The organism is Rhizobium leguminosarum bv. viciae (genome assembly GCF_012276115.1).
In the GTDB taxonomy this organism is placed as follows: domain Bacteria; phylum Pseudomonadota; class Alphaproteobacteria; order Rhizobiales; family Rhizobiaceae; genus Rhizobium; species Rhizobium leguminosarum_T.
In genome coordinates this window covers 103,548-127,938 of the sequence record NZ_WIEU01000014.1, presented here as the reverse complement: position 1 = coordinate 127,938, position 24,391 = coordinate 103,548, and the positions used below count along the sequence as shown (strand labels likewise).

Sequence of the window (24,391 nt, the reverse complement as noted above, 5' to 3'; positions counted from 1 at the left end):
ATCCTTCGCCTCGGCTTGTTACAAAAACCGATGGCTCGCAGGGCGTAATTGCATTTCATCAATTCACTGAAATCAAAAGATATTTCGATCGGAGATACTGATGTCTGACCGCCAGAAGACAAGGGCGCGCCCCACGCGGCGCCATGCATTCGCGCCAAGTTACGGCGCCATTCTCGAAGAGGGCGTTCGCCGCCGCAGCGTGCTCAAGGGCTTTCTCGCAGCGATGGGCGCTGCGGCACTTTCGCCGGCGCTCGGAACCGCGCATGCCGAGGCTGCCGGCTCCAGCCTGACATTTCCGGAACTCAGGCGCGTGCGCGATACCGCCGACCACTGGCCGGAGGGCTATGAGCGCCAGATCCTGGCGCGCTGGGGTGATGCACTGTTTGCCGACAGCCCGGAATTCGATATCGCGACGCTTGATGGTAAGGCGGCCGAGCGACAGTTCGGCTACAACAACGACTTCACGCAGTTTCTGCCGCTGCCCTGGGGCGAGAAGAGTTCCAACCATGGGCTGATGGTGGTCAGCCATGAATATGCAACGCCTTTCCTGATGTTTCCCGGCCTGACGGACGAAAACTATCGCGAGAAGCTGACGGATAACCAGATCCGCGCCATCATGGCTGCCCTCGGTGTCTCGATCTTCGAAGTGAAGAAGACGGACGGCAAATGGGCGATCGTCAAGGACGGCAAATACAATCGCCGCGTCCACATGAGCACCGAAATCGACATCTCCGGTCCCGCCGCCGGCGACGACCGTCTGAAGACCAAGGCCGATCCGACCGGCACCGTCGTCTTCGGCACGATCTCGAATTGCAACGGCGGCATCACGCCCTGGGGCACGATGCTTTCAGGCGAGGAAGGCGCGATGGATGTCTTCGCCGGCGATTACAAGAAATTGCCGAACCAGGGGCTGGTCGAGCGCCAGGGCTGGGACGAGGACGAGAACGATATCTATTCCGTCAGCCGAATCGAGCCGCGCTTCAAGTTCGAGGAAGAGCCGAACGAATGGATGCGTTTCGACTGGGTGGTCGAGATCGACCCGCTCGATCCCTCTGCAAAGCCGGTCAAGCGCACCTCGCTCGGCCGCATGACGCATGAGGGCGCTCAGTGTTGCGTCGCCCCTGACGGCCGCGTGGTGGTCTTCATGGGCGACGACGACGACTTCGAATATATCTACCGCTTCGTCACCCGCGATCCCTGGAACCCGAACGACCGCGCCGCCAACAAGGACCTGCTCGACCACGGCACGCTTGATGTCGCCAAGTTCGAAAGCGACGGCACGATGCGCTGGATCCCGCTCATTGCCGGCGAGGGGCCGTTGAGCGCGGAAGCCGGCTTCAAAAGCCAGGCCGACGTCGTGCTGGCGACGCGCACCGCCGCCGATCTCGTCGGCGCCACGCCGATGGACGGACCGGAAGGCTTCATCCCGCATCTCGGCACCGGCAAGCTTTATGTCGCCATGACGGAGAACGAAGATCGGCTGCCAAAGGGGGAGGGCGATGACGAGACGGAGATGGTCAACATTGCCAATCCGCGCGGCCCCAATCCGCATGGCCACCTGCTGGAACTCGCAGCACCTGGTGGTCCTGAAAAGCCGGATTATGCCGCCGAGAGCTTCAAGTGGGACGTCTTCATTCTCTGCGGCGACCCTGCCAAGGCCGAGGATCAGGCGATGTTCCATCCGGCGACGACCTCCTCCGGCTGGTTCACAGACCCTGACAATCTCGCGGTCGATCCGGCCGGACGCCTCTGGGTCACTACCGATGGCCCGCCACCGGAAGGCATTGCCGATTCCGTCTATGTGATGGATACCGAGGGCCCGGGCCGGGCACTGCCGAAGCTGTTCTATATTGCGCCCGTCGGTTCGGAAACCTGTTCGCCGACGTTCACTGCGGATGGCAGCAGCGTCTTCCTCTCGGTTCAGCATCCGGGCGAATTGCGGATGGCCGACAACGAGGATGCGACTTCGATGGAGGATGCCGGCACCAGCTGGCCCGACTTCAAGCCCGGCATGCCCGCCCGCCCGGCGTTGGTGGTGCTGACCCGCTCCGATAACGGTGTGGTCGGCAGTTAAAGCGATACCGCCAAAACTGCGCGGCGGTTTTACGTCTGGAATGCACCAAAACAAAAGATCGATAGCGGGACGGGCGCTCCGGCGCGATCGGCCATCATTCTAAAAGTACGACCGGCAAATCGCAAATTTGCCGGTCGTGTCATAAGGTTCACGTGCTGAAATATCGGTGCCGAGCCTCCGGGAACATACCCTTGCAGCATGGCATCGGCCGACACTCATGTCAGCGCTATCATCAGGCGGCGGATCTATTCCGGTTCTGCACGAGGTAGATGTCTTCGAGCGTTGCCAGAATTTTGATGACCGGCTCGGAGGTGCTCGAATAATAAATGGTTTGTGCGTCCCGGCGGGTCTTGACCAGCTTTTGAGCGCGCAGTTTCGACAGGTGCTGCGAGAGAGCCGACTGGCTGAGCCCGACCTGCGTCGCAAGCACGCCGACGGCCACTTCGCCCTTCACGAGGCTACACAGGATCAGCAATCTCTTCGGATTGGCCATGGCCGACAATAAAGCTGCCGCCACGGTCGTGTGATCGGCCAAATCAGAGGTTTCCATATGTTATCTTCCTAATGCGAAACGTACATCAAGCGTGTTGGCGCAGGGCGCCAGCCGGGATTTTGACTGACACCAAAAGCCTACCAACTAGGCTCGAAGATTGTATATACCTAAATTTAAGGTATCGAGTATGCTATTTTAGTCATGTTTGAACAAATGTGATCGGCATCCACCGCGAGGGTTTCGAACTCGTATCGCAGCAGCAAGTCGCCGGAAATCATGTCAAAACCTGAGGAATCGATACCACAAATGCGCCAGGGACCCGATTCTGGCGCCTTTAGCCTGATAACGAGGGCTTCGGCGACATCGGGATGGCGTTCTACTAAATCTCGCACTGTCTCTGCCGCCTTAGCGGCGATCGCCTCATTCGCCGCTGACTGGATTACGAGATCATTCCCATCCAGCTGGTAGGCGCGGCCGAAGCCGCCATTGAGGCTGGCCTGTTCCGGCTTGAGACGGAAGAACAGGAAATCAGGAAAGTCGATATAATGCGTCGCCTTGGTATGGCGGGCGAGAAAACGCGTGCGGATACGCTCGTAGAATGGGTTGCTGCGCTCGACGGGTTCTGCCAGGCATTGGGTCGTCAGACGGGGATAGGCGAGGGGATCGCCCTTGCCGGGCTCGCCAGTCAGGAGGGAGGCGCGCGGGTCTCTGGCGAGCGCCCTGGTATGGGCCGACAGCCGAGAAACCAGGATGACGGGGCTGCCGTCGATATCGGTGGCGACGAGCACGCGGCTGGCGAAGGGGAAACCGGTCTCGGGGGTGAGAACGGCAATCGCCGCGTGCCGTGCGGAGCGCAGAAGCACGCGGGCGAGCTTGCGGGCATCGTCGTCGGTTTCGCGTAAGGGCGAGGGCTGATCTTTCATATCCGCTTTGTGACAAAGCGGATGGAAAACATCAAGCTTCCTCCTTGCGGCGATGGCGGGTGAGGCCGGCAACGATATCCTGAGCCGAGATGGTGCCGACGATCGCGCCGTTCTCGACGATGCCGATACTGCCCGGCTGGCGGGCAAGGGCATCGAGAATATCGATGAGCGGGGTCGCGGCGCGGGCCGTGGCGCTGACGCTCATGCCGGCGGCAGTCTGGCCGAGGCCTGGCTGCATAACGTCGGCTGCCGTCAGCATGTTGATCGGATTGAGGTTCTGCACGAAATCAGCGACATACTGGTCGGCGGGGTTCTTGACGATATCGTGCGGCGTCCCGCACTGGATGATGCGGCCGCTCTCCATGATGGCAATGCGATTGCCGATGCGGAAGGCCTCGTCGAGATCGTGGCTGACGAAGAGGATGGTCTTTTTCAGCCGCCGCTGGAACTCCAGGAGTTCATCCTGCAGGCGGGTGCGGATCAATGGGTCGAGCGCCGAGAACGGCTCGTCCATGAGCAGGATCGGGGCGCCGGTGGCAAAGGCGCGGGCGAGCCCGACACGCTGCTGCATGCCGCCGGAAAGCTCGTTGACCTTGCGATCGGCCCATTTCGTCAGGTTGACGAGTTCAAGCTGTTCGCCGACGCGGAGCTTGCGTTCGGCTTCCGGCATGCCGGCGAGCTCGAGACCGAAGCCGACATTGTCGGCGACTGTGCGCCAGGGCAGGAGGGCGAATTGCTGGAACACCATGGAGACGGTGTGGGTGCGCAGCTCGCGTAGCGCCTTGGCATTGCATCTATAGGGGTTGACGGGGCCGGTGGCCGCCGAGACCGCGACATCGCCACGCACCACGGGAGCGAGCCCGTTGACGGCGCGCAGCAGCGTCGACTTGCCGGAGCCGGAAAGACCCATCAGCACCAGGATCTCGCCTTCCTCGATCGTCAGCGAGGCGTTGGCCACGCCGAGCACCAGACCGGTGGCGGCGCCGATCTCGTCGCGTGTTTTGCCCTGGTCGACCATGGCAAGCGCGGTTTCCGGCCGATCGCCAAAGACGATGCTGACATTGTTAAAGCTTACCGCGGTCATGCAGCGCCTCCTTCACCCGCGGTGCGGAACATCCGGTCGAGAATGATTGCCAGGATGACGATGCAGAAGCCCGCCTCGAAGCCCTTGGCGATATTGACAGTGTTCAGCGCACGGACGACGGGCACGCCAAGCCCTGGAGCGCCGACAAGGGCGGCGATGACGACCATCGACAGCGACAGCATGATGGTCTGAGTGAGACCCGCCATGATCTGCGGCGTGGCGAAGGGAAGCTCGATCTTGCGCAGCACCTGTATCGGCGTCGCGCCGAAAGCCACGGCGGCTTCGACGAGGGACGGCGGCGTTGAGATGATGCCGAGACGCGTCAGCCGGATCGGGGCAGGAATTGCGAAGATGACGGTCGCGATCAGCCCTGGCACCATGCCGAGGCCGAATAGGATGAGCGCCGGGATCAGATAGACGAAAGTCGGTATGGTCTGCATGAGATCGAGCACCGGGCGCATGGCAGCGTAGACCCAAGGGCGGCGGGCGGCGGCAATGCCGAGCGGAATACCGATCACCATACAGACGAAGGTGGCGGCGAGCACGAGGGCGAGCGTCTCCGTCGTTTCCTTCCAATAGTCCTGGTTCACGATCAGCAGCAGCCCGAGACAGGTGAAGACGGCAACCGCGATCGACCGGCGCAGCCAAAAGGCGATGGCGGTGATGGCAGCGATGACGATCAGCGGATGAGGCTTCTGCAGCACGAAGAGCAGGCCGTCAATGGCGCTCGACAGCAGGAAGGCGATCTGGTTGAAGAACCATTCGCCGTTCGAGGTCAGCCAATCCACAAAGGATTTGGCCCAGGGGCCAACGGGAATCTTAAATTCGGTGATCCAATTCAAGGGCGCGCCTATCCAGAAAAACAACAATCGGACAAAAATGAAACGGGGCGGCGAGCCGCCCCGTTCATATCATCAGAGGCCGAGGCCGGTCTTGGCGGCCGCGAGGGCTTCGCCGCTGCCGTCGCGAGTCTTGACGCCCGCAAGCCAGGGCTCGAGCGCTGCGGGGTTCGCCTTCAGCCATTCAGAAGCCGCAGCTTCCGGCTCCTTGCCGTCGTTGAGGATCTTGCCCATGATCTGGTTTTCCATGTCGAGGGAGAACTTCAGGTTCTTCAACATCATGCCGACATTCGGGCATTCTTCGAGATAACCGGCACGGACATTGGTGAAGACCTTGGCGCCGCCGAAGTCAGGACCAAAGACGTTGTCGCCGCCTGTGAGGTAGGTCAGCTTGAAGTTGGTGTTCATCGGATGGGGTGCCCAGCCGAGGAAGACAACGGGTTTGCCCGATTTGTCGGCACGGGCGACCTGGGCGAGCATGCCCTGTTCGGATGACTCGACGACTTCCATATCCTTCAGGCCGAACTCGTCCTTCTCGATCATGTCCATGACGAGGCGGTTGCCGTCATTGCCGGGCTCGATGCCGTAGATCTTGCCGTCGAGATCGTCCTTGTGAGCGGCGATATCCTTGAAGTCCTTGATGCCGAGTTCAGCACCCTTGGCGTTGGTTGCGAGCGTGTACTTGGCGCCGACGAGGTTTGGGCCGAAGGATTCGACCGACTTGTCGTCGAGATAGGGACGGACGTCCTTCTCCTGCGTCTCCATCCAGTTGCCGAGGAAGACATCGATGTCCTTGTTCTTCAGCGAGGTATAGGTGACCGGCACCGAGAGAACCTTGACGTCGGTCTGATAGCCGATGCTCTTCAGGACGACGGATGCGGTGGCGGTGGTGGCGGTGATATCCGTCCAGCCGACGTCCGAGAAACGAACGGTGGAGCAGCTGTCGGGATCGGCAGCGAAGGCGGCGGTCGCAACGGAGAGGGCGGCGACGGCAGTTGCGGTAACGAGTTTGAACGTGCTTGTTGTTTTCATTTTAGACTCCCAGTCTTTAAGTTCCCAAGCCAACCATCATTAACCGAGTTTGACAAGCGACCTCAGTGCGTTTGCGCCGTATCGACCCATGCGATTGCGACGTCCGCGGTTTTTTTGGCAGTGCCTTGTTTTCGGGGCGTTTCGCGGTTTTCGAGCCGGATTCCTGTGATTATCGCTCACCCAGGGCTTTTCTTTGCCATTCCGAGCTTTCAATAAGCCGATCAAGGAGAAATCGGATGGCAAAACTCTATTTCAACTACTCGACGATGAACGCCGGCAAGTCGACGATGCTGCTGCAGGCCTCCTATAATTACCAGGAGCGCGGCATGCGCACGGTGCAGCTGATCGCCGCCTTCGACGAGCGCGCGGGCCGAGGCGTCATCGGCTCGCGGATCGGCTTGGAGGCGAGCGCCATTCCCTTCGAGCCGCAGGAGGATCTGTTCCGGTTGGTCGCGACGCTGAGCGGCGAAGGAGCGCCGATTTCCTGCATCTTCGTCGACGAGGCGCATTTTATGACGCCTGTCCATGTCTGGCAGCTTGCCCGCATCGTCGACAGGCTCGGCATCCCTGTGATGGTCTACGGGCTAAGAACCGATTTCCAGGGCAAGCTGTTTCCGGCCTCGCAGGAACTGCTGGCGATCGCCGACGAAATGCGCGAGGTGCGCACGATCTGCCATTGCGGACGCAAGGCGACGATGGTTGTGCGGCTCGACGCGGAAGGAAAAGTATTGCACGAAGGCGCCCAGATCGATGTCGGCGGCAACGAGAAATATGTCTCGCTCTGCCGCAGGCACTGGGACGACGCGATGAACGGTACCTGGATCGCCGAGCCCGTCTGAAGCCGGCGACGCTGCCTGTTTTCTTTGGCGTCGCAAGCGGCTAGCTTGCGGGCAGGAGATTCCCTGGAGAGGCTTGGTGCGCAAACCCCCGCCATTCGACAGCCAGTATGAAGCCGCAGGCAGCCTTGCCGAAAGGATTGTGGCCGAGGGAGCCTATTGCGTGGCCGCGATCGGCGCCTTCAGCGGCGACGAAACACGATCGGCCGACGAGGTCTTCCTCGAGCAGAATACCCGCTTCCAGGCCCATATCGCCGATGCTGCGGCGCTCGACGCCCAACTGGCCGAGCTGGTCTTTTGCCTCGATCGGTTGACGGCCGAGGTTTCGGCCGATCTCGACAGTTTCCGGGGGTTGACGCTGCGTGAGAAGATGGCCGGCTGGGTGTCGCGCCAACGGATGTGGCGCATGTATACCGAACGTGTGCGCGAAGCGCCCGTCATCGAGCGGCTGCTCGACCTTTTGACGAAATCGGATGCGCTCGCGGGACTGATTGCCGGCCAGCGCGCCGCGCTCACCGAACGGCACAAGGCCGCCGAACTCGGCCTTGTCGATATCGTCGAGCAGCGGCGCCGGCTGGTTGTTTCCATCGATATCGCCCGCCTCAAGATGAAGGAGCTCAATGCCAAGGCGCTGACGACGCAGGGCCGTATCGGCGTCTATGGCAACAGGGCGCATTGGGAGCAGATGGAGGCGGAGCGGCGGGCGCTGAAGGCGGAGGTCGAGCGGATTTCCGCCGGAGAGCACGAGATGCGCGACGACAGCCAGAGGCGTGAGCGCTTCATCGGCCTGTTCCAGGCCTTTGTCGATTCGCTGAACGGCCGGATCGCCGCCTGCAACGCGCTGCTGCGCAAGCTGCTGATCGACGTGGAAGAGCGGCTGATCATCTACCAGGCGCAGGTCGATACCGATCGGCCAGGCATGAAGGTGAGGATCAAGCCGGAACTCTTTCCCGATATCGCCGCACCGATCAGGCTGTTTGAGAAGGGCATGCTGGTCGCCCAGGATCTGGAGCGGCGCAAGAGCCGCGCCGATATCGAGCTCGCCAGAAGGTTTCCGACCTATGCCGAATCGCCGCCGGAAACATCGGGAGCGCCTCTGATCGACACGGCGCGCAGGTCTTTCCGTTTCAGCCTGCCTTTCCCGCGCTCCTGACCAGCAGGGCACCCCTCTTGCGCAATGCTTTCATTCCGAAAAATCGAAGGGCTCGTGTTGTGCTCGGCCCATCGAGCGCATATGTGGGATGCAGCGGGCGGCAATGTCCCGATGTTCGCCTCGCCTGACAGGAGACGACGATGCTTGACCGGATAGCCGGTTTTTTCAGGCTGATCGGCCAGACGATCGGCCGCTGGGCCCGCCTGTTTTCCGCCTGGGCCTTTTGGCCCTTTCTTGCCGCGCACGGCTGGTATCAGCGCCGGAGCTGGATGATCCGGCTGCCGGTGATCGCAGCCGTGGTTCTGCTTGTCGGGCTCTACGGCTATTTCTTCTGGCAGACGCAGGTCTGGACGAATTTCAACCCCGCCTTCGTGGACCAGTACCGGCTTTCGGAGCGCAAGGTCGCGGCCGGACAGGACGTGCCGGCGGCCGACGGTACCGCTGCGACGGCACCGAAGACCTGCCAGCGCTCGGCGATCGTCGACGTCGCGGCTGATCTGACCGATTTCAATGTCAACCAGAACGCATGGATCTCCTCCATGCTGCTCTACAAGATGGGCTTTTTCGGCGTCGACTGGGATCATACGCCCTTCCTCGACAACAAGGCCTCTTTCCAGCGCGGTATCAACCAGGCGGTGCGGCGGACTTCGGCGGAGCTTGTCGATACGCTCGGGCGTGTGCGCGGCACGTCGGGCATTAACAACGACCTGCAGAGCGCGCGCGGCAATCTGCAGTTCGACGAAAACAGCTGGTATTTCGGCCTCAACCCCTTCGGGCCGAAGACACCGACGCCCTCCTATTACCGCTCGGCGATCGAAAAGCTGCGCAAGTTCAACACCGATCTCGCCCTCTGCAACGTCGTTTTCGACGGCCGCGCCGACAATCTGATGCAGTTCATCGACCGCATCGCCAACGATCTCGGCGGCACCTCCGATATGCTCGCCGAGCGCTCGGAAAACCACAACCGCGGCTGGTTCGATACCCGCGCCGACGACCGGTTCTGGTTCGCCTATGGCCAGCTCTATGCTTACTACGCCATCCTTGCCGCCGCGCAGGCGGATTTCTCGCAGGTGGTGCAGGAACGTAATCTCGGTGCGATCTGGGGCGGAACGACGCGGCAGTTCCAGGCCGCACTGCGCATCCAGCCGGCGATCATCTCGAACGGGCGCGAGGATGGCTGGATCATGCCGAGCCATCTCGCCACCATGGGCTTCTATATTCTGAGGGTGCGCTCGAACCTCGTCGAGATCCGCTCGGTGCTCGACCGCTAAAACGTCCGGAGTCAGCGGGGTATCGTGTTGTCCTCGAAGCCGACGACGCGCAGTTTCTCGACGAATTCATAGGTGATGCCGACGATGCCGCCGCCGCTTTCATCGTTTCGGAAGCGGCCGACGCTGCGCACCAGCTTGTAGCCGCCAAGCCGGTTGTCGACGCGATAAACGAAATGGAAGCCGACGCCGTGACGGCTCGCCTCCTCGAAAGTTTGGGCGATCAGGCTGCGGTCCTCCTCGTGGATGCGCGACATCAGCTCTGTCAGGTTGACAGGGCCGTCGCTGTAGGAGAGGCCGAAGATTGCGTGGACATCCTCGCTTGCAAAGAAATGTCCTGTCTCTATGTCGATGCGCCAGAAGCCGAAAAGACGATAGGCAGCAAGCATCTGGACGACTTCCGCATCGGTGATGCCGATGTGGGCGCGTGATTGTTCTGTCTTGTCAATAACGGGCTGTTCGAAGTGAAGAGGCACGATTCCCCCAGATCACGGGACGACGTGCCGACTCTCTTCTGATTCCTCAGTTGATCAGCTTCAATCGAATTGCCTTAGCTACCAACTGGGTCCGGTTGACGCAATCGAGTTTTTTGATCGCGTTCGTCATATAGGCGTTCACAGTATGGTCCGAGAGCGTCAGGATCTGACCGATTTCGATCGAGGTCTTGCCTTGGGCAGTCCAGCGCACAACTTCTAGTTCACGAGTCGACAGCGCGTTATGCGCGCATTCCTCGTTGCGTTTGACTGCATTGTATGCATCCAGTGCATGGAGAACGATCATTGCCAGCTCGTTGATTTCGCTCTGGCCGAGTGCGGCGCGCTCGCCGCAGAACCAGAAGACCAGGCGCTGGCCGTCGGCTGCAATGGTCGGCATGGCAACGCCTGCCGGTATGGCATGGCGCAGCATCAGGGCACGCAGTTCAGCAGAGAAGGCCTGACCATTGGAGGCGTCGTTGAGGTGCCAGGCCGGCGGTACGGCAGACTTCCTCAGTCTTACGCCGAAAGGGCAGTCGCGCATCATGTGGGCACGGTCGAAATCCCTGACATAGGCGGTCGGAAGCGAGCTCTCGATCAGCAGGGGTTTCAAGAGAAGGTCTTCCGGGGAGGGGGCGTGCATCAATATTGCATGCGATAATCCGAAGGCTGTGGAGACCCTGCCAAGCGCCTGCGCAAACAGGCTGCGCGTTCGTGCGGTCGAAAGTTCTGCCGAAAGCAATGACTGTCTTTCAGAGGTAGTCATGTAAGACATTTGTACGCCCCCGGCAGCCTCATGTTACCGCTATCAAACACAGAAAATCGGCGGGATGCTAGCCCCAATTGACCTAACGCAAGCCGATTCATTCGAATTGTGAAAAATTAGCCACTGTAGTGCGCGCGTCGGTTGAGTTTCGACTTGCAAAAATAGCGTTGCGGTATCGTTGAGTTCTTTCATGGCGGCACAGCAATGGCCTCGCGCAGCCGGCAAGGAGAGAATCACTTGGGAGAGTTTCGGGGGAGGACTCGGCTCTCTCCGGCACGGGCGCAAAGGCGGTGGACTGGTTTACCTGCAGCGCTTTACGCTGGAGCAGGTGAACTGCGTGAACGTGGCCGCAGCGGGTCGCTGTTTCAGCCTGATTGCTGTGAGAGAACAGAGATAAGAAGGATGGCAGCAGGCGGCGAAATCCGACTTGCTGGCAGTCAGTCCAATTGCTAAGCGTATGCTCAGTACAACTGAGGCAATTTAATCGTGCGCTTTGCAATTTCCTTTTTGGTGAAGTGTCTATTTTCCAGATTATTACTTGTTTTTCTCCTTTTGACCTTGCCGATCGGAGCGGCAACCTCGCAAGCTGCCGGGGAGAAGAAGGCGGCACAGCCGCCGATGAATTTCATCCTCGTGCGTAGTCTCCTCTGCCGGGAAAACTGTCCGGAATGGATATCGGCGGAGGGCCGAATAACGTCCGATACGCCCGCGCGGCTTAGAAAAATACTCAAGAAGATCGGTGGCCGTAAATTGCCTGTCGTTTTCCGTTCGGAAGGCGGCGACGTCGATGCCGCCTATGCTATGGGCCGGATGATCCGCAAGGCCGGGCTGGAAACGGCGGTCGGCGGCACGCGGCTGAAGGGATGCCCCGTTGGGGACACGCGCTGCGAAGCCGCTATTGCAAAGGACGGTCCCTCGGGCGGCTACACTTATTCGGCTGGTGCATACTGTTTTTCCGCGTGTCCGCTGGCGTTGGCGGGCGGTGTGTCGCGTGTCTCGTCGCAATGGGCCTTTATCGGCGTCCACCAGATCACGACCGTCTATAACAAGGTGCGTGTTTCCTATCGCATCGAATACAAGATCGTGAACGGCAAGAAAAAGGAGATCTCCCGCAAGGAGGTTGGACGCAAGGTGGCGGGGCAGAGCAGTTCCACCAAACTTGGAAAGAAGGCTACCGCTGCTTTGACGGCCTATTTGAAGGAAATGGGCGTCAGCGAAGATGTGATCGGTCTGATGATGAGCGCCACGCCTGACAACATCAATATCGTACCGGCTATGGAGGCACTTCGAACAGGTCTCATCACGGACATGTTGTCCTACAATGAGTGGCCCGGCATGCCGCTCTGCGCCCCAGATGCAGTGGCCGAGGCTGTCTGTCACAGCCATCCGGTAGCCGAAGCCCCTGTGATGGCCAAGGCGCCTTTATCTCAGGCGCCCGTGCAGGATGCGGCCACAGAGACAAGCGAGAAACTACCGAAAACCCAGCCGATGGACTTCCTCCTGATGTCCAATGGCAACTGCCGGGAAGAGTGCACGCAATGGATTTCTGCGGATGGAGACATCACGCCGGATACGCCGGCTCGGCTGAAGGCGATGTTGACGACGCTCGGCGAAAGAAAGCTGCCTATCGTCCTTCAGTCTAATGGCGGGGACATGGATGCGGCATTCGTGATGGGGCGTATGATCCGTGCTGCAGGTCTGGAGACCTCGATTGGCAGAACGCAGTTACCGAATTGTCCAAAGCTGGATCCGCGTTGCAAAGCCAGCATCGCCAAAAGCGGACCGACCGAGGGAGAAGTCTTTGCCGGCCGTGCGTATTGCCTTTCAAGCTGTACTCTTGTCCTGATGAGCGGAACGCCGCGGATTGTCGGATATTCCTCGATCGGCCTCGTCAGGCCCACGACGGCTGAATATACGAGATTCTTCGCTTATTTCGACGAGATGGGCGTGAGCGCCGAGACATACGAGACGATGATGTTCGCGACATCAATTGAGCGAGGGACTATACTTCGTTCCCAGGCGCTCAAGTTTGGCATCGTCAATGGTATCATCCCTTATGATGAAAAGCCCGGCTTGCATGTCTGTGGGCCGGAGGCGAAGGAAAGCCTTCGATGCCCGAGAAAAGCTGAGGCAGAGACCGTTCCTGTTGCGGCTTCGGTCAATTGATCTCAGGACGCCAAAGAGCGTAGCTCGGCGTTTTTGCGCTGGGCTGCTGCTTGTTTAAGCTCCAAAGGCGCCTCGTGTTGCCCGTTTAGCGGCCGCAAGGCGTGGCGCTATTCACACCCCGCCGATATTTCGCTATCTCGATGAAGAGAAAAGCAACGACTCCGCTCCCGCGGAGCTCGGATGGGGGAAACATCCATGCCATCAATCAAATCCGATATCGAAATCGCGCGCGCCGCGGCCAAGAAGCCGATCTTCGAAATCGGGGCGAAGCTCGGCATTCCGGTCGAGCAGCTCGCTCCCTATGGTCACGACAAGGCGAAGGTCAGCGCCGAGTTCATCGCCGCGCAGGCGGGCAAGAAGGACGGCAAGCTGATCCTCGTCACGGCGATCAATCCCACACCGGCGGGCGAGGGCAAGACGACCACCACCGTCGGGCTTGGCGACGGGCTGAACAGGATCGGCAAGAAGGCCATTGTCTGCATCCGCGAGGCCTCGCTCGGTCCCTGCTTCGGCGTCAAGGGCGGGGCGGCCGGCGGCGGTTATGCGCAGGTCGTGCCGATGGAAGACATCAACCTGCATTTCACCGGCGATTTCCATGCGATCACATCGGCGCACAATCTACTGGCGGCGATGGTCGACAACCACATTTACTGGGGCAACGAAGAGAATATCGACATCCGCCGCATCACCTGGCGGCGGGTCATGGACATGAACGACCGGGCGCTCAGAAGCATGGTCTCATCGCTCGGCGGCGTCGCCAACGGTTTCCCGCGCCAGGGCGGGTTCGACATCACCGTCGCCTCCGAGGTGATGGCGATCCTCTGCCTCGCCACCGACCTCAAGGATCTGGAGCAGCGCCTCGGCGACATCATCATCGGCTATCGTTTCGACAGGACACCAGTGCATGCGCGCGACCTGAAGGCCGACGGCGCCATGGCGGTGCTGTTGAAAGATGCGATGCAGCCGAACCTGGTGCAGACGCTGGAGAACAATCCGGCCTTCGTGCATGGCGGGCCTTTCGCCAATATCGCCCATGGCTGCAATTCGGTGACGGCGACGAAGACGGCGCTGAAGCTCGGCGACTATGTGGTGACGGAAGCAGGGTTCGGCGCCGATCTCGGAGCGGAAAAATTCTTCGACATCAAGTGCCGCAAGGCGGGGCTGAAGCCGGATGCGGCGGTGATCGTCGCGACCGTCCGGGCGCTGAAGATGAATGGCGGGGTGAAGAAGGAAGATCTCGGCACGGAGGATGTCGCGGCGCTGAAGAAGGGCTGTGCCAATCTTGGCCGGCACGTCGCCAATGTGCGCCGTTTCGGCGTGCCCGTCGTCGTGGCGATCAACCATTTCGTCTCGGATACCGACGCCGAGATCGCGGCGGCCAAGGAATTCGTCTCGAGACTCGGCGCCGAGGCGATCCTCTGCCGTCACTGGGCGCTGGGTTCGGCCGGCATCGAGGAATTGGCGCACAAGGTGGTGGAACTGGCAGAATCCGGGCAGGCGAAATTCCAGCCGCTTTACGGCGACGATCTTTCGCTGTTCGAGAAGATCGAGATCGTCGCCTCGAAAATCTATCACGCCGGCGAGGTGACGGCCGACAAGGCGGTGCGCGACCAGCTACAGACATGGGAGGAGCAGGGTTACGGCAAGCTGCCGATCTGCATGGCGAAGACGCAATATTCCTTCTCCACCGATCCGAACCTGCGCGGCGCGCCGGAAGGCCACATCGTCACCGTGCGAGAGGTGCGGCTTTCGGCGGGAGCGGGCTTTGTCGTCGCCATCACCGGCGAGATCATGACAATGCCCGGCCTGCCGAAGTCGCCGTCGGCGGAACGGATTTTCCTGAACGATCAGGGTTATATCGAAGGGTTGTTCTGATCTTCAGAGCGCTGCCGAGGTGGGGAGTGTTTGGAGCTTAATCTAGTACGCGGAGCAAATTGTCGGCAGGTCGCAAGAGCCGTAATGAATTATCCCGTTTTGATTGTCTTACTCATGTTGACGCCGGTGACGCGAAAGCCGGTTCCCTCGTAGACATGTTTTGCGCGCTTATTATCCTCGGCAACACGCAACCTTATCTGCTCGAACCCCGTCCGCGCCAGTTCGGTTTCCAACGCATACAATGCCTGTTTACCGAACCCTTTTCCCTGATGTGCAGCGAAGATATAGAAATCTTTGATGAATGCAGAGCGGCTTGCCAAATCCGGTCGGTACCAAAGATAACCCACGACGCTCTCAGCTTCCGGCGTTTGGTTTACGACACAGAATATAAGCTCGCCGGGAGTATTGATGCCATGTGGCAGGTCGTTCGCGATTTCCTGTTTGGCCCGTGCCAAGGCCCGAGGGCCTGAAAGACCGTAGTTGGCCGAAATCTCGGTCGCATAATCAGTGATGAAATAATCGAGGTAAGCCGGATATTCGCTATCACGCATGGGTCTGAATGAGATCATCGTATTTCCTGGTTGTGAGCCTAAGTCCCAGCTGCATGCTAGGTAAAAAGAGATTTCCCAATCGAGATAATTGCTAGCAGTGTCAAATCTCAGGAAGCGCGGCGGCGAGATCGGCGAGCGACGGAATCTTTTGATTCCGTTGATCTAGACCCAAGCAATTGCCGAGCCATGTGAAGAAGGAGATCCGGAGTTTGCGAGTCATGATGGGCGCTCCGCCGTTTCTTCGCATTCAAGTCTAGTGGTTGGATGGCCCGATTCAAGAGGGAATCGCAAACCATTGAAATGATTAGTGACAGTAGCGATAGCCGCCCTTCCTCTCGATCACGTCGAGGTGGAAGTGGGTCTCGTGGGCGGCGTCGCTTTCGGGGTCGAGGACGGTGGTGAAGTAGAGGCAGCCGGCGGCGCTGACGGTGCGCTGGAAGGCGCCGGTCAGCGTCGAATCCTCGCGACGGGAGCGGACGGCGACATCCTCGCCCTTTTCGAAATGGAAGCTTGCGATATCGATAGCGTTGCCGCGGGCATGTTCGGAGATCTTGCCGGTTCCAGCGCCGTTGCGCAGGCGGCACATATAGGACGTTGCCTGGTTGACGGTGGTGATGCGGCCCTGCTCCGGCAGGGCGGCGGAAGCCGCCGGGATCACGCTGTCCTTCATCCAGCGGGCAAGGGCGAGTGCCGCCGGGCAGCGCATCGTTGCTTCCGGCTTCAGCCTGATGCCGGGAAGGGCTTCGGAGACGATGATCGGCTTGTCGATGCCGCAGCCGTTACCATCGTCGATGCGCGGCGTGTCCTTGAAGACGACGCCCAGGGACTGAAGGGCGGCAGTGCATTCGGCATGCTCGGCATCGCTTTCGGGTTCTATCGTCAGGTGTTGCTCTTCCAGTGTCTGCTCGCCGGGCGGCTTACCTTCTTCCGTCGGCGCCTGCGAGCTTTCAGGGCTGCCCGGCGGCCGTGGTGGACCTTGCATCGGCTCTGCCGGCTCGGGCTTTGACGGTGCGGCCTGCGGCGCTGGCGGCGGGTGCGGTACCGGTGCCTGCGGATCCTTTAGATCGGGTTTCGGCTGAGGGGTCGGGACCTCTTCGGGCGCGGGCGGATCCGCCTCCGAGGACGGGGAGGTGGGGCTGGTCGCCTGTCCGGCATCTGGCCGAGGTTCGGGCATCGGGCCTTGCGGGGGCAGACGGGCGCCGGCAAGAAAGGCGGTAGCGGCGACAAGGATCGCCAATGTCGAAAGTTTTCTCAACGCGTCCGATTCCTCGTATCCGTGGCTGAAGACAACGCATGAGGGCGTTTTTCGTTGCAATTGTGCAACGTCATTGAAGATCGCTAAAACTTGATAGATTTATTCAACATAAAGCGACGGCTTATGTTGACAATGCTCCTCATGTTTTTTATGCGGCGAAAAGAAGGCGGAAAACTACTTCGTCTTCATCCGTAAAAGCCCAGCCAGCCCCTCGAGCGTGCGACACGCCACGACCAGCCAGCCCGGTAATCATCATGAGAGGGTAGGTTATGATCGTCCGGCATTGGCGCTCGGTTCTATTGGTCTGCACGGCAGTTGCAGCTGTTCTTCCTGGTTCGCAGTCTTTCGCGCAAAGCGCTCCGGCCACCACGCCGGAAGCCACGCCGGAGGACAGCACCGTCCTGCAGAAGATCGTCGTCAAGGGCAAACGCGTGGCGCCGGGCAGCGTCGCCGATACGCCGCTTGCGACCGAGATCACCGCGACGCAGCTCGAAGAAAAGCAGGTCACCAATTTTGACGATATCGGCCGCAGCATCGATGCAGGTGTGAATTATTCGCGTGGTGACGCAGGCTTCAATCTGCGCGGCCTTTCCGGCGCTCGCATCCTGACCACGATCGACGGCATTCCGATCCCCTATATTTCGAACAGCTCGCGCCAGGGTGCCTTTGCGCCGGCCAACGCCAACGGCGGCGGCGACACCTTCGATTTCGATTCACTGTCCTCGCTCGATATCGTGCGCGGCGCGGATTCGAGCAAGGGCGGTTCCGGCATGCTCGGCGGCGCCATCGTTCTCAATACGCTGGAGCCGGAGGATCTTATTCCCGAAGGCCGGGATTGGGGTGCGATCGTCAAGTCGACCTATGACAGCGAAGACCGCAGCATTTCCGGCTCGGCCGCCGCTGCCAAGAAGATCGGCAACACGTCGATCCTCTTTCAGGGCGGCTACCGCAAGGGCCATGAACGCGACAATATGGGCGACAACGACAGCTACGGTGCTCTTCGCACCGAGGCGAATCCGGCTGATTTCGATCAGAACAACCTGCTCTTCAAACTGCGCCAGGAGCTGGAAGGCGGCCATCGCATCGGCTTGACAGCGGAACGATTCCGCCGCGATCTTAAGACCGACCTGCGCCAACTCCAGGGAGGCACCAGTCCTCGCAACTTCATGATCGACAATTATGACGGTCGCGAACTGCGTGACCGCGATCGCGTATCGCTCGATTATGATTATGAAGCGCAGTCCTCCGACGCGTTCTTCAGCAGTGCGCGTGCCACGCTCTATTGGCTGGATTTGAAGAAGGAAGCCGGCAGCAGGGGCCGTACGACCGCCAATGTGGCCTATGGACGTAACAACGAGATTGAAAACGAAACCTGGGGCTTCAGCGGCACGGCAACGAAGGATTTCGAATATTCCGGTCTCAGCCACTCCGTTCGGGTGGGCCTCGACGTCGGCGTTTCGAGCTGGAGCCAATATAGCTGGGCACTTTGCCCGACGCCCACAACGTGCCCGGCGCTAAATAACCAGGCGGAAGTGCCCAATGTCGACAGCCAGAATCTTGGGCTGACCTTCGAAGACAAGATCGAAATCGGCAATACCGGCTTCGCGCTGACACCCGGCTTCCGCTTCGACTGGTTCAACTACAATCCCTCGACCGGCGGGAGTTTCGCAAGCAATACCGGGCTTGCCCGTTTAGGGGACCTGAACGACCGAACGGAAGCCGGCGTGTCACCGAAGATTCTTGCGACATACGACCTGACGCCTGACGTGCAGCTCTATATGCAGCTGGCAGTCGGCTTCCGCGCACCCACCGTGGACGAACTCTACAGCCGCTTCTACAACCCGACGGGCCGCTACGCCCAGCTTGGCAATCCCGATCTGGAACCCGAAATCGGCCGCGGCGTCGAAATCGGCGCTAATTTTGACACGGGCGATTTTACCGGTCGGGTCGCGGCCTTCCACACCCGCTACCAGAACTTTATCGAGACGGTGACGAGCGTCGACGCGACCGGCTTTACGGAATTCAACTACATGAACGTGTCTGCGGCCACGATCTCCGGTATTGAAGCCAGCGCCGCCAAGACATTCAATAACGGCATAAATCTGCATGCGTCACTTGCCTATGCCTATGGCAGAAATGAAGAAACCACTCAGCGCCTACGCTCGGTGGCACCGTTCAAGGCGATCGTCGGCGGCGGCTGGAGCAACGAGACTTTCGGCTTCGACCTTTCCTCGACGCTGTCGGCCGGCATGCTCACCGACCATCTCGATACGCCCGTCAGCAACACCAACGACACGACCTTCGATGCGCCCGGCTACGCAATCGTCGACCTGACTGGCTGGTGGACGCCGGAACAGGTGCCGGGCCTGCGCGTGCAGGCAGGCGTCTACAACATCTTTGATCAGGAACATTACAACGCGCTCGCCGTGCGCGAGGTCAATCTGAGCTCGGCGACGGCGTCCCAGCCGCGGGAGTGGTATTCGGAGCCGGGCCGTACGTTCAAGGTGTCGATCACCAAGACCTTCTGACGCCAATCACGCCTTCAAGGCTGGGGAGGGGCGGCTTTCGGGCCGCCCTCTTTCATTCCCGCATTCGCCTCTTGCGCAATCGCTGATCTCAAGCTAACAATTTTCCCATGATCAAGTCCTTGAACATTGCTGTTTGGTGGTGGGTTCGCTAAGGCGGCCTCGACCAATCGTGTCCAAAGACGACGAGTGAGCCGCCCGAAACTTCGAGGCGGCTTTTTTTGTTTATGGCCGCCTGTCGTCCGGGCCCCGATAACGGAGTGGAACAATGGTAACGATCCTGCGGGATGATGGTGCGGAAATCTACGAGACCAAGGGCGGCATATCCGTCACGCGGCAGCGGCGGGCGATCCCCTACGGCGATGCGGTCTCTTCCTATGTCGACAAGCTCGACGAGCGCCGCGGCGCGGTGTTTTCGTCGAACTACGAATATCCGGGCCGCTATACGCGCTGGGATACCGCCGTCGTCGATCCGCCGCTCGGCATCTCTTCCTTCGGGCGCGACGTCTGGATCGAGGCCTATAATGAACGCGGCGAAGTGATCCTCGGCTTCGTGACCGAGCGGCTGAAGACCGTGTCCGACATCGTGCTCGGCGCTTCCTCGGCCCGCCGCCTCGACCTCACCGTCAAGACGCCGGACCGGGTGTTCACCGAGGAAGAGCGCTCAAAGATGCCGACGGTCTTCACCGTGCTGCGCGCCGTTACCGACCTGTTTTATTCGCAGGCGGATGCGAGCCTCGGGTTCTACGGCGCCTTCGGATACGACATCGCCTTCCAGTTCGACGCGATCGATCTGAAGCTGACGCGACCCTCCGACCAGCGCGACATGGTGCTCTACCTGCCGGACGAGATCCTCGTCGTCGACAACTACGCCGCCAAGGCCTGGGTCGACCGTTACGACTTCGAAAAAGACGGCGTGACGACCGAGGGCAAGACCCAAGATATCGCAGCGGAGCCCTTCAAACACACGGATGCCATTCCGCCGAAGAGCGATCACCGGCCGGGCGAATATGCCGAGCTCGTCACCAAGGCGAAGGAAAGTTTCCGCAAGGGCGACCTTTTCGAAGTCGTGCCTGGGCAGAAATTCATGGAGCGCTGCGACAGCAAGCCGTCCGACATTTCAAAGCGGCTGAAGGCGATCAATCCCTCGCCTTATTCCTTCTTCATCAATCTCGGCCATCAGGAATATCTGGTCGGCGCCTCGCCCGAAATGTTCGTGCGCGTTTCCGGCCGTCGCATTGAGACCTGCCCGATTTCGGGCACGATCAAGCGCGGCGACGACCCGATCGCCGACAGCGAGCAGATCCTGAAGCTCCTGAATTCCAAGAAGGACGAGTCCGAGCTCACCATGTGCTCGGATGTCGACCGCAACGACAAAAGCCGTGTCTGTGAGCCGGGTTCGGTCAAGGTGATCGGCCGCCGGCAGATCGAGATGTATTCGCGCCTCATCCACACGGTCGACCATATCGAAGGGCGCCTGCGCGATGACATGGACGCTTTCGACGGCTTCCTCAGCCACGCCTGGGCCGTCACCGTCACCGGCGCCCCGAAGCTCTGGGCGATGCGCTTCATCGAGAGCCATGAAAAAAGCCCACGCGCCTGGTATGGCGGGGCGATCGGCATGGTCGGCTTCAACGGCGACATGAACACCGGCCTGACGCTGCGCACCGTGCGCATCAAGGATGGTATCGCCGAAGTGCGCGCCGGTGCGACGCTGCTCAACGATTCCATTCCTGACGAAGAAGAAGCCGAAACAGAACTGAAGGCCTCTGCCATGCTTTCCGCCATCCGAGACGCCAAGACGGGCAATTCCGGCAGGATCCAGCGCGACGTCGCAAGCGTCGGCAAAGGCATCAGCATCCTGCTCGTTGATCACGAAGACAGTTTCGTCCACACGCTCGCCAATTACTTCCGCCAGACGGGCGCGACGGTTTCGACCGTGCGCACGCCGGTGCCGGAGGAAATCTTCGACCGGCTGAACCCGGACCTCGTCGTGCTGTCGCCCGGACCCGGAGCGCCGAAGGATTTCGACTGCAAGGCGACGATCAAAAAGGCGCGGGCGCGCAACCTGCCGATCTTCGGCGTCTGCCTCGGTCTGCAGGCACTCGCCGAAGCCTATGGCGGGGAACTGCGCCATTTGGCGCTGCCGATGCACGGCAAGCCCTCGCGCATCCGCGTGCTGGAGCCGGGTATCGTCTTCTCCGGCCTTGCCAAGGAGGTGACGGTCGGCCGCTACCACTCGATCTTCGCCGATCCCTCGACGCTGCCGCGTGAGTTCATCATCACGGCCGAAAGCGACGACGGCACGATCATGGGCATCGAACACGCCAAGGAACCGATCGCCGCGGTGCAGTTCCATCCGGAGTCGATCATGACGCTCGGCGGCGATGCCGGGATGCGGATGATCGAAAATGTCGTGGCGCATCTGGCGCGCAAGGTGAAGACGAAAGCTGCCTGAGGATTTCGACGGTTATTCGGCCTGCCCTTTCCCCGATTGCGGGGAGCGGCAGGCCGTTTTCGAAAGGCCGGTTGACTTCTTCAGGCAAATCAGAACATTTCAGGAACGATCAATCGGGATATCTCGCCGTGGCCAATGCTGAAAAGTTCATCGTTCTCCCTTACCGCAAGAACCGCGGCAATCTCGTGCCCGGCGAAATGCGCCAGGCATCGAACTCCGTCAGCGCGGAGAAAATCGCATCGGCGATGTCGGAGCGTTTCGTCGGCGTGGCGGCTTATGCCGTGATCGTCGATGAGGAAACCGGCGATATGTCGTCGCCGCGATTGCTTGCACGATATGGCGAGATTGCCGATCTCAACGCTGCCTGAGGCGCGGTTTTCAATATGGAGACATCGCTCTACCTGCCGGTCAAAGCTTTCCTGGAGGCGGCGGGTTATGTCGTGAAGGGTGAGGTCGGCGGGTGCGATCTCGTGGGCCTCAGCGATGCCGAGACGCCGGTCGTGGTGGTCTGCGAACTCAAGCTCTCCTTCAACCTCGAACTGCTTCTCCAGGCGGTCGACCGCGCGGCGATGAGCGATGAGGTCTGGATCGCGGCCCGCGTCTCCGCCAAGGGTCGAGGGCGGGAGACCGACAAACGCTATCGCGATCTCTGCCGTAGGCTCGGCATCGGCATGCTCGGCGTCTCCGATGCCGGCGAGGTCAGCATCATCGTCAGTTCCGTCTCGCCGATGCCGCGCACCAATCCCAAGCGGCGCACGCGCCTCGTCAAGGAGCATCAGCGCCGCCACGGCGATCCCGCCGTCGGCGGCAGCACGCGGGCGCCAATCATGACCGCCTATCGTCAGCAGGTGCTGCTCTGCGCCGCCGCAATCGAGCGTGGGGTCGGGCGGCCGCGGGATATGAAGGCTCAGGTGCCCAATGCCGGCCGAATCCTGCTCGACAACGTCTACGGATGGTTCGAACGCAAGGAGAAGGGCGTCTACGTCCTGACGCCTGCAGGGCGGGCGGCGCTCTTGCGCTGGCCGCAGACTATTCTCTCCGAGCTTGGTCCTTGAGTCACGCGGCAGGGGAACCTCATTGCCCTTTGACAAATCCGCCGTCTTCCCCCATATCACCTTCAACTGAACCGCCTGCGCGACATTCGCGTGGGCGGTTTTGCGTTTCAACGGCTTGAATTCTGCAATTCATTCGCAACCGCAGGGGAACGATATGAGTGACAACGGCGATCTTACGGTTCGTACGCTGGCGATGTGGGGGATTCCGCTGTCGCTCGGCGTCATGGGTCTGAAGATGGTGGCGTGGTGGGTCACCGGGTCGGTGGCGCTGCTGTCGGACGGGCTCGAATCGTCGGTCAACGTCGTTGCCGCCTTCATCGCCTTCTTCGTCATCCGCTATGCGCAGAAGCCGGCTGACCACGACCATCCCTTCGGTCATCACAAGGCGGAATATCTGTCTGCCGTCACTGAGGGCGTGCTGATCGTCGTCGCTGCCCTGCTGATCGTCAACGAAGCTGTTGGTTATCTCGCCGAGCCACGCATGCTGGATGCACCTGTGCTCGGCCTTGCGATCAACTTCGCGGCCGGTGTCATCAATGCGATCTGGGCGCGGTTGCTGATCCGGACTGGACGCAGACATCGCTCGGCAGCGCTCTCGGCGGATGGACAGCATATCATGTCCGATGTCGTGACCTCCGTTGGGGTGCTCGTCGGCCTGCTGCTGGCGCTGGCAACGGGATATGCGATCTTCGACCCGGTGCTTGCCATTCTCGTTGCCGTCAACATCCTCTATCAGGGCTGGAGGGTAATCTCGCAATCGATCGGCGGGCTGATGGACCAGGCGGTCGAACCGCAGGAGGAGGAAGCGATCAAACAGGCGATTGCCACCCACGCGGAGGGTTCGATCGGCGTGCATGATCTGAAAACGAGGCGGGCGGGCACCGTCACCTTCATCGATTTCCACATGGTGGTGCCTGGCGGGATGTCGGTGCGGCAGGCGCATGATATATGCGACCGCCTTGAGGATGCCATCAGGGCGGTGCACGAGGGCGCCACTATCGCAATTCATGTGGAACCGGAGGGTGAAAAGGCTCACGGCATCCGCGTCAAAGTCGTCAAGGAGGTATAATGCCGAGTACCGATGTTTCCAGCCTGTCGATGCTGGGTCAGCAAACCGAAACCGCGCAATCGCCGGAGGAGGCAATGCTTGAAAAAGTGCCGTCCAACCATGCCGGCACCGATTACGTCGTGCGCTTCACCGCGCCGGAATTCACCTCGCTCTGCCCGATGACCGGGCAGCCGGATTTCGCTCATATCGTCATCGATTATATCCCCGGCGAATGGCTGGTGGAATCGAAATCGCTGAAGCTCTTCCTGCATTCCTTCCGCAATCACGGCGCTTTCCACGAGGATTGCTCGATCTACATCGCCAAGCGCATCGTCGAACTGCTCGATCCGAGGTGGCTGAGGATCGGCGCCTACTGGTATCCGCGCGGCGGCATTCCGATCGATGTCTTCTGGCAGACGGGCACACCGCCGGAAGGCGTGTGGCTGCCGGAGCAGGGCGTCGCCACCTACCGCGGCCGTGGGTGAGCCGCGGTCGGGCGCAGCCCGAGCAATCGATC

The 24,391-nt window shown here is 60.5% G+C and carries 21 protein-coding genes; 12 read left to right on the top strand and 9 right to left on the bottom strand.

Annotated elements, in window-relative coordinates:
• The first annotated feature begins 100 nt into the window (after positions 1 to 100).
• The gene (locus tag GFM02_RS23135; protein ID WP_168322911.1) at positions 101 to 2,074 is read left to right on the top strand and encodes a PhoX family protein; all 1,974 of its coding nucleotides are present in this window, start codon (positions 101 to 103) and stop codon (positions 2,072 to 2,074) included.
• A 232-nt stretch (positions 2,075 to 2,306) separates the two neighbouring features.
• On the opposite strand, the gene GFM02_RS23130 is transcribed toward GFM02_RS23135, so the two are convergent.
• The 5 genes from GFM02_RS23130 to GFM02_RS23110 all read right to left on the bottom strand — a co-directional run bounded on the left by GFM02_RS23130 (position 2,307) and on the right by GFM02_RS23110 (position 6,445).
• Positions 2,307 to 2,624: an ArsR/SmtB family transcription factor gene (locus GFM02_RS23130; protein ID WP_168270667.1), complete on the bottom strand. Its 318-nt coding sequence runs from the start codon at positions 2,622 to 2,624 to the stop codon at positions 2,307 to 2,309.
• A 116-nt stretch (positions 2,625 to 2,740) separates the two neighbouring features.
• Positions 2,741 to 3,490 carry a HugZ family protein gene (locus tag GFM02_RS23125; protein WP_168322910.1) on the bottom strand — a complete coding sequence of 250 codons (750 nt, stop codon included), beginning with the start codon at positions 3,488 to 3,490 and terminating at the stop codon, positions 2,741 to 2,743.
• 31 nt (positions 3,491 to 3,521) lie between these two features.
• Complete coding sequence (gene choV / locus GFM02_RS23120) at positions 3,522 to 4,574, bottom strand: choline ABC transporter ATP-binding protein (RefSeq protein ID WP_020051154.1); 1,053 nt, start codon at positions 4,572 to 4,574, stop codon at positions 3,522 to 3,524.
• Positions 4,571 to 5,416 carry a choline ABC transporter permease subunit gene (choW, locus tag GFM02_RS23115; RefSeq protein ID WP_017961531.1) on the bottom strand — a complete coding sequence of 282 codons (846 nt, stop codon included), beginning with the start codon at positions 5,414 to 5,416 and terminating at the stop codon, positions 4,571 to 4,573. Before choW ends, choV begins: the two co-directional genes overlap by 4 nt.
• A gap of 72 nt (positions 5,417 to 5,488) precedes the next feature.
• Positions 5,489 to 6,445 carry a choline ABC transporter substrate-binding protein gene (locus GFM02_RS23110; protein ID WP_020051153.1) on the bottom strand — a complete coding sequence of 319 codons (957 nt, stop codon included), beginning with the start codon at positions 6,443 to 6,445 and terminating at the stop codon, positions 5,489 to 5,491.
• Positions 6,446 to 6,681: 236 nt separating this feature from the next.
• Between GFM02_RS23110 and GFM02_RS23105 the strand changes: the two genes are divergently transcribed.
• The 3 genes from GFM02_RS23105 to GFM02_RS23095 all read left to right on the top strand — a co-directional run bounded on the left by GFM02_RS23105 (position 6,682) and on the right by GFM02_RS23095 (position 9,705).
• Positions 6,682 to 7,284: a thymidine kinase gene (locus GFM02_RS23105; protein WP_020051152.1), complete on the top strand. Its 603-nt coding sequence runs from the start codon at positions 6,682 to 6,684 to the stop codon at positions 7,282 to 7,284.
• 76 nt (positions 7,285 to 7,360) lie between these two features.
• Entirely contained in the window at positions 7,361 to 8,434 is a 1,074-nt protein-coding gene (locus GFM02_RS23100) for a hypothetical protein (protein ID WP_168322909.1), read from the top strand.
• 140 nt (positions 8,435 to 8,574) lie between these two features.
• A complete protein-coding gene (locus GFM02_RS23095; RefSeq protein WP_020051150.1) occupies positions 8,575 to 9,705 on the top strand; it encodes a DUF2333 family protein in 1,131 nt (376 codons plus the stop codon).
• An 11-nt stretch (positions 9,706 to 9,716) separates the two neighbouring features.
• Here GFM02_RS23095 and GFM02_RS23090 read toward each other — a convergent pair whose 3' ends face one another.
• Together GFM02_RS23090 and GFM02_RS23085 are read right to left on the bottom strand one after the other, a co-directional pair.
• On the bottom strand, positions 9,717 to 10,178 hold the full coding sequence (locus GFM02_RS23090; RefSeq protein WP_017961526.1) for a PAS domain-containing protein: 462 nt from the start codon (positions 10,176 to 10,178) through the stop codon (positions 9,717 to 9,719).
• Positions 10,179 to 10,224: 46 nt separating this feature from the next.
• Positions 10,225 to 10,950 (bottom strand): helix-turn-helix transcriptional regulator, encoded by a 726-nt coding sequence (locus GFM02_RS23085; protein ID WP_168322908.1) that lies wholly within the window; start codon positions 10,948 to 10,950, stop codon positions 10,225 to 10,227.
• 477 nt (positions 10,951 to 11,427) lie between these two features.
• Between GFM02_RS23085 and GFM02_RS23080 the strand changes: the two genes are divergently transcribed.
• Both GFM02_RS23080 and GFM02_RS23075 read left to right on the top strand, forming a co-directional pair.
• A complete protein-coding gene (locus GFM02_RS23080; RefSeq protein ID WP_168322907.1) occupies positions 11,428 to 13,107 on the top strand; it encodes a hypothetical protein in 1,680 nt (559 codons plus the stop codon).
• Positions 13,108 to 13,302: 195 nt separating this feature from the next.
• Entirely contained in the window at positions 13,303 to 14,982 is a 1,680-nt protein-coding gene (locus tag GFM02_RS23075; protein WP_168306967.1) for a formate--tetrahydrofolate ligase, read from the top strand.
• 89 nt (positions 14,983 to 15,071) lie between these two features.
• Here the strand turns inward: GFM02_RS23075 and GFM02_RS23070 are convergent, their stop codons facing one another.
• Positions 15,072 to 15,551 (bottom strand): GNAT family N-acetyltransferase, encoded by a 480-nt coding sequence (locus GFM02_RS23070; RefSeq protein ID WP_168270678.1) that lies wholly within the window; start codon positions 15,549 to 15,551, stop codon positions 15,072 to 15,074.
• A 286-nt stretch (positions 15,552 to 15,837) separates the two neighbouring features.
• Entirely contained in the window at positions 15,838 to 16,848 is a 1,011-nt protein-coding gene (locus GFM02_RS23065) for an extensin-like domain-containing protein (protein ID WP_168322906.1), read from the bottom strand.
• A 209-nt stretch (positions 16,849 to 17,057) separates the two neighbouring features.
• Between GFM02_RS23065 and GFM02_RS23060 the strand changes: the two genes are divergently transcribed.
• The 6 genes from GFM02_RS23060 (at position 17,058) to queF (ending at position 24,359) form a co-directional block, all read left to right on the top strand.
• Positions 17,058 to 19,316, top strand: coding sequence for a TonB-dependent hemoglobin/transferrin/lactoferrin family receptor (locus GFM02_RS23060; protein ID WP_168322905.1), 2,259 nt, complete (start codon positions 17,058 to 17,060; stop codon positions 19,314 to 19,316).
• A gap of 265 nt (positions 19,317 to 19,581) precedes the next feature.
• Positions 19,582 to 21,771 carry an anthranilate synthase gene (locus GFM02_RS23055; protein ID WP_168322904.1) on the top strand — a complete coding sequence of 730 codons (2,190 nt, stop codon included), beginning with the start codon at positions 19,582 to 19,584 and terminating at the stop codon, positions 21,769 to 21,771.
• Positions 21,772 to 21,899: 128 nt separating this feature from the next.
• Entirely contained in the window at positions 21,900 to 22,139 is a 240-nt protein-coding gene (locus GFM02_RS23050; protein WP_003541831.1) for a hypothetical protein, read from the top strand.
• Between the two features lie 15 nt (positions 22,140 to 22,154).
• Entirely contained in the window at positions 22,155 to 22,826 is a 672-nt protein-coding gene (locus tag GFM02_RS23045; RefSeq protein WP_168270686.1) for a DUF2161 domain-containing phosphodiesterase, read from the top strand.
• Between the two features lie 154 nt (positions 22,827 to 22,980).
• A complete protein-coding gene (emfA, locus tag GFM02_RS23040) occupies positions 22,981 to 23,895 on the top strand; it encodes a CDF family cation efflux transporter EmfA (RefSeq protein WP_168322903.1) in 915 nt (304 codons plus the stop codon).
• Positions 23,895 to 24,359, top strand: a complete 465-nt coding sequence (queF, locus tag GFM02_RS23035; protein WP_168270690.1) for a preQ(1) synthase — start codon at positions 23,895 to 23,897, stop codon at positions 24,357 to 24,359. Before emfA ends, queF begins: the two co-directional genes overlap by 1 nt.
• Positions 24,360 to 24,391 lie beyond the last annotated feature (32 nt).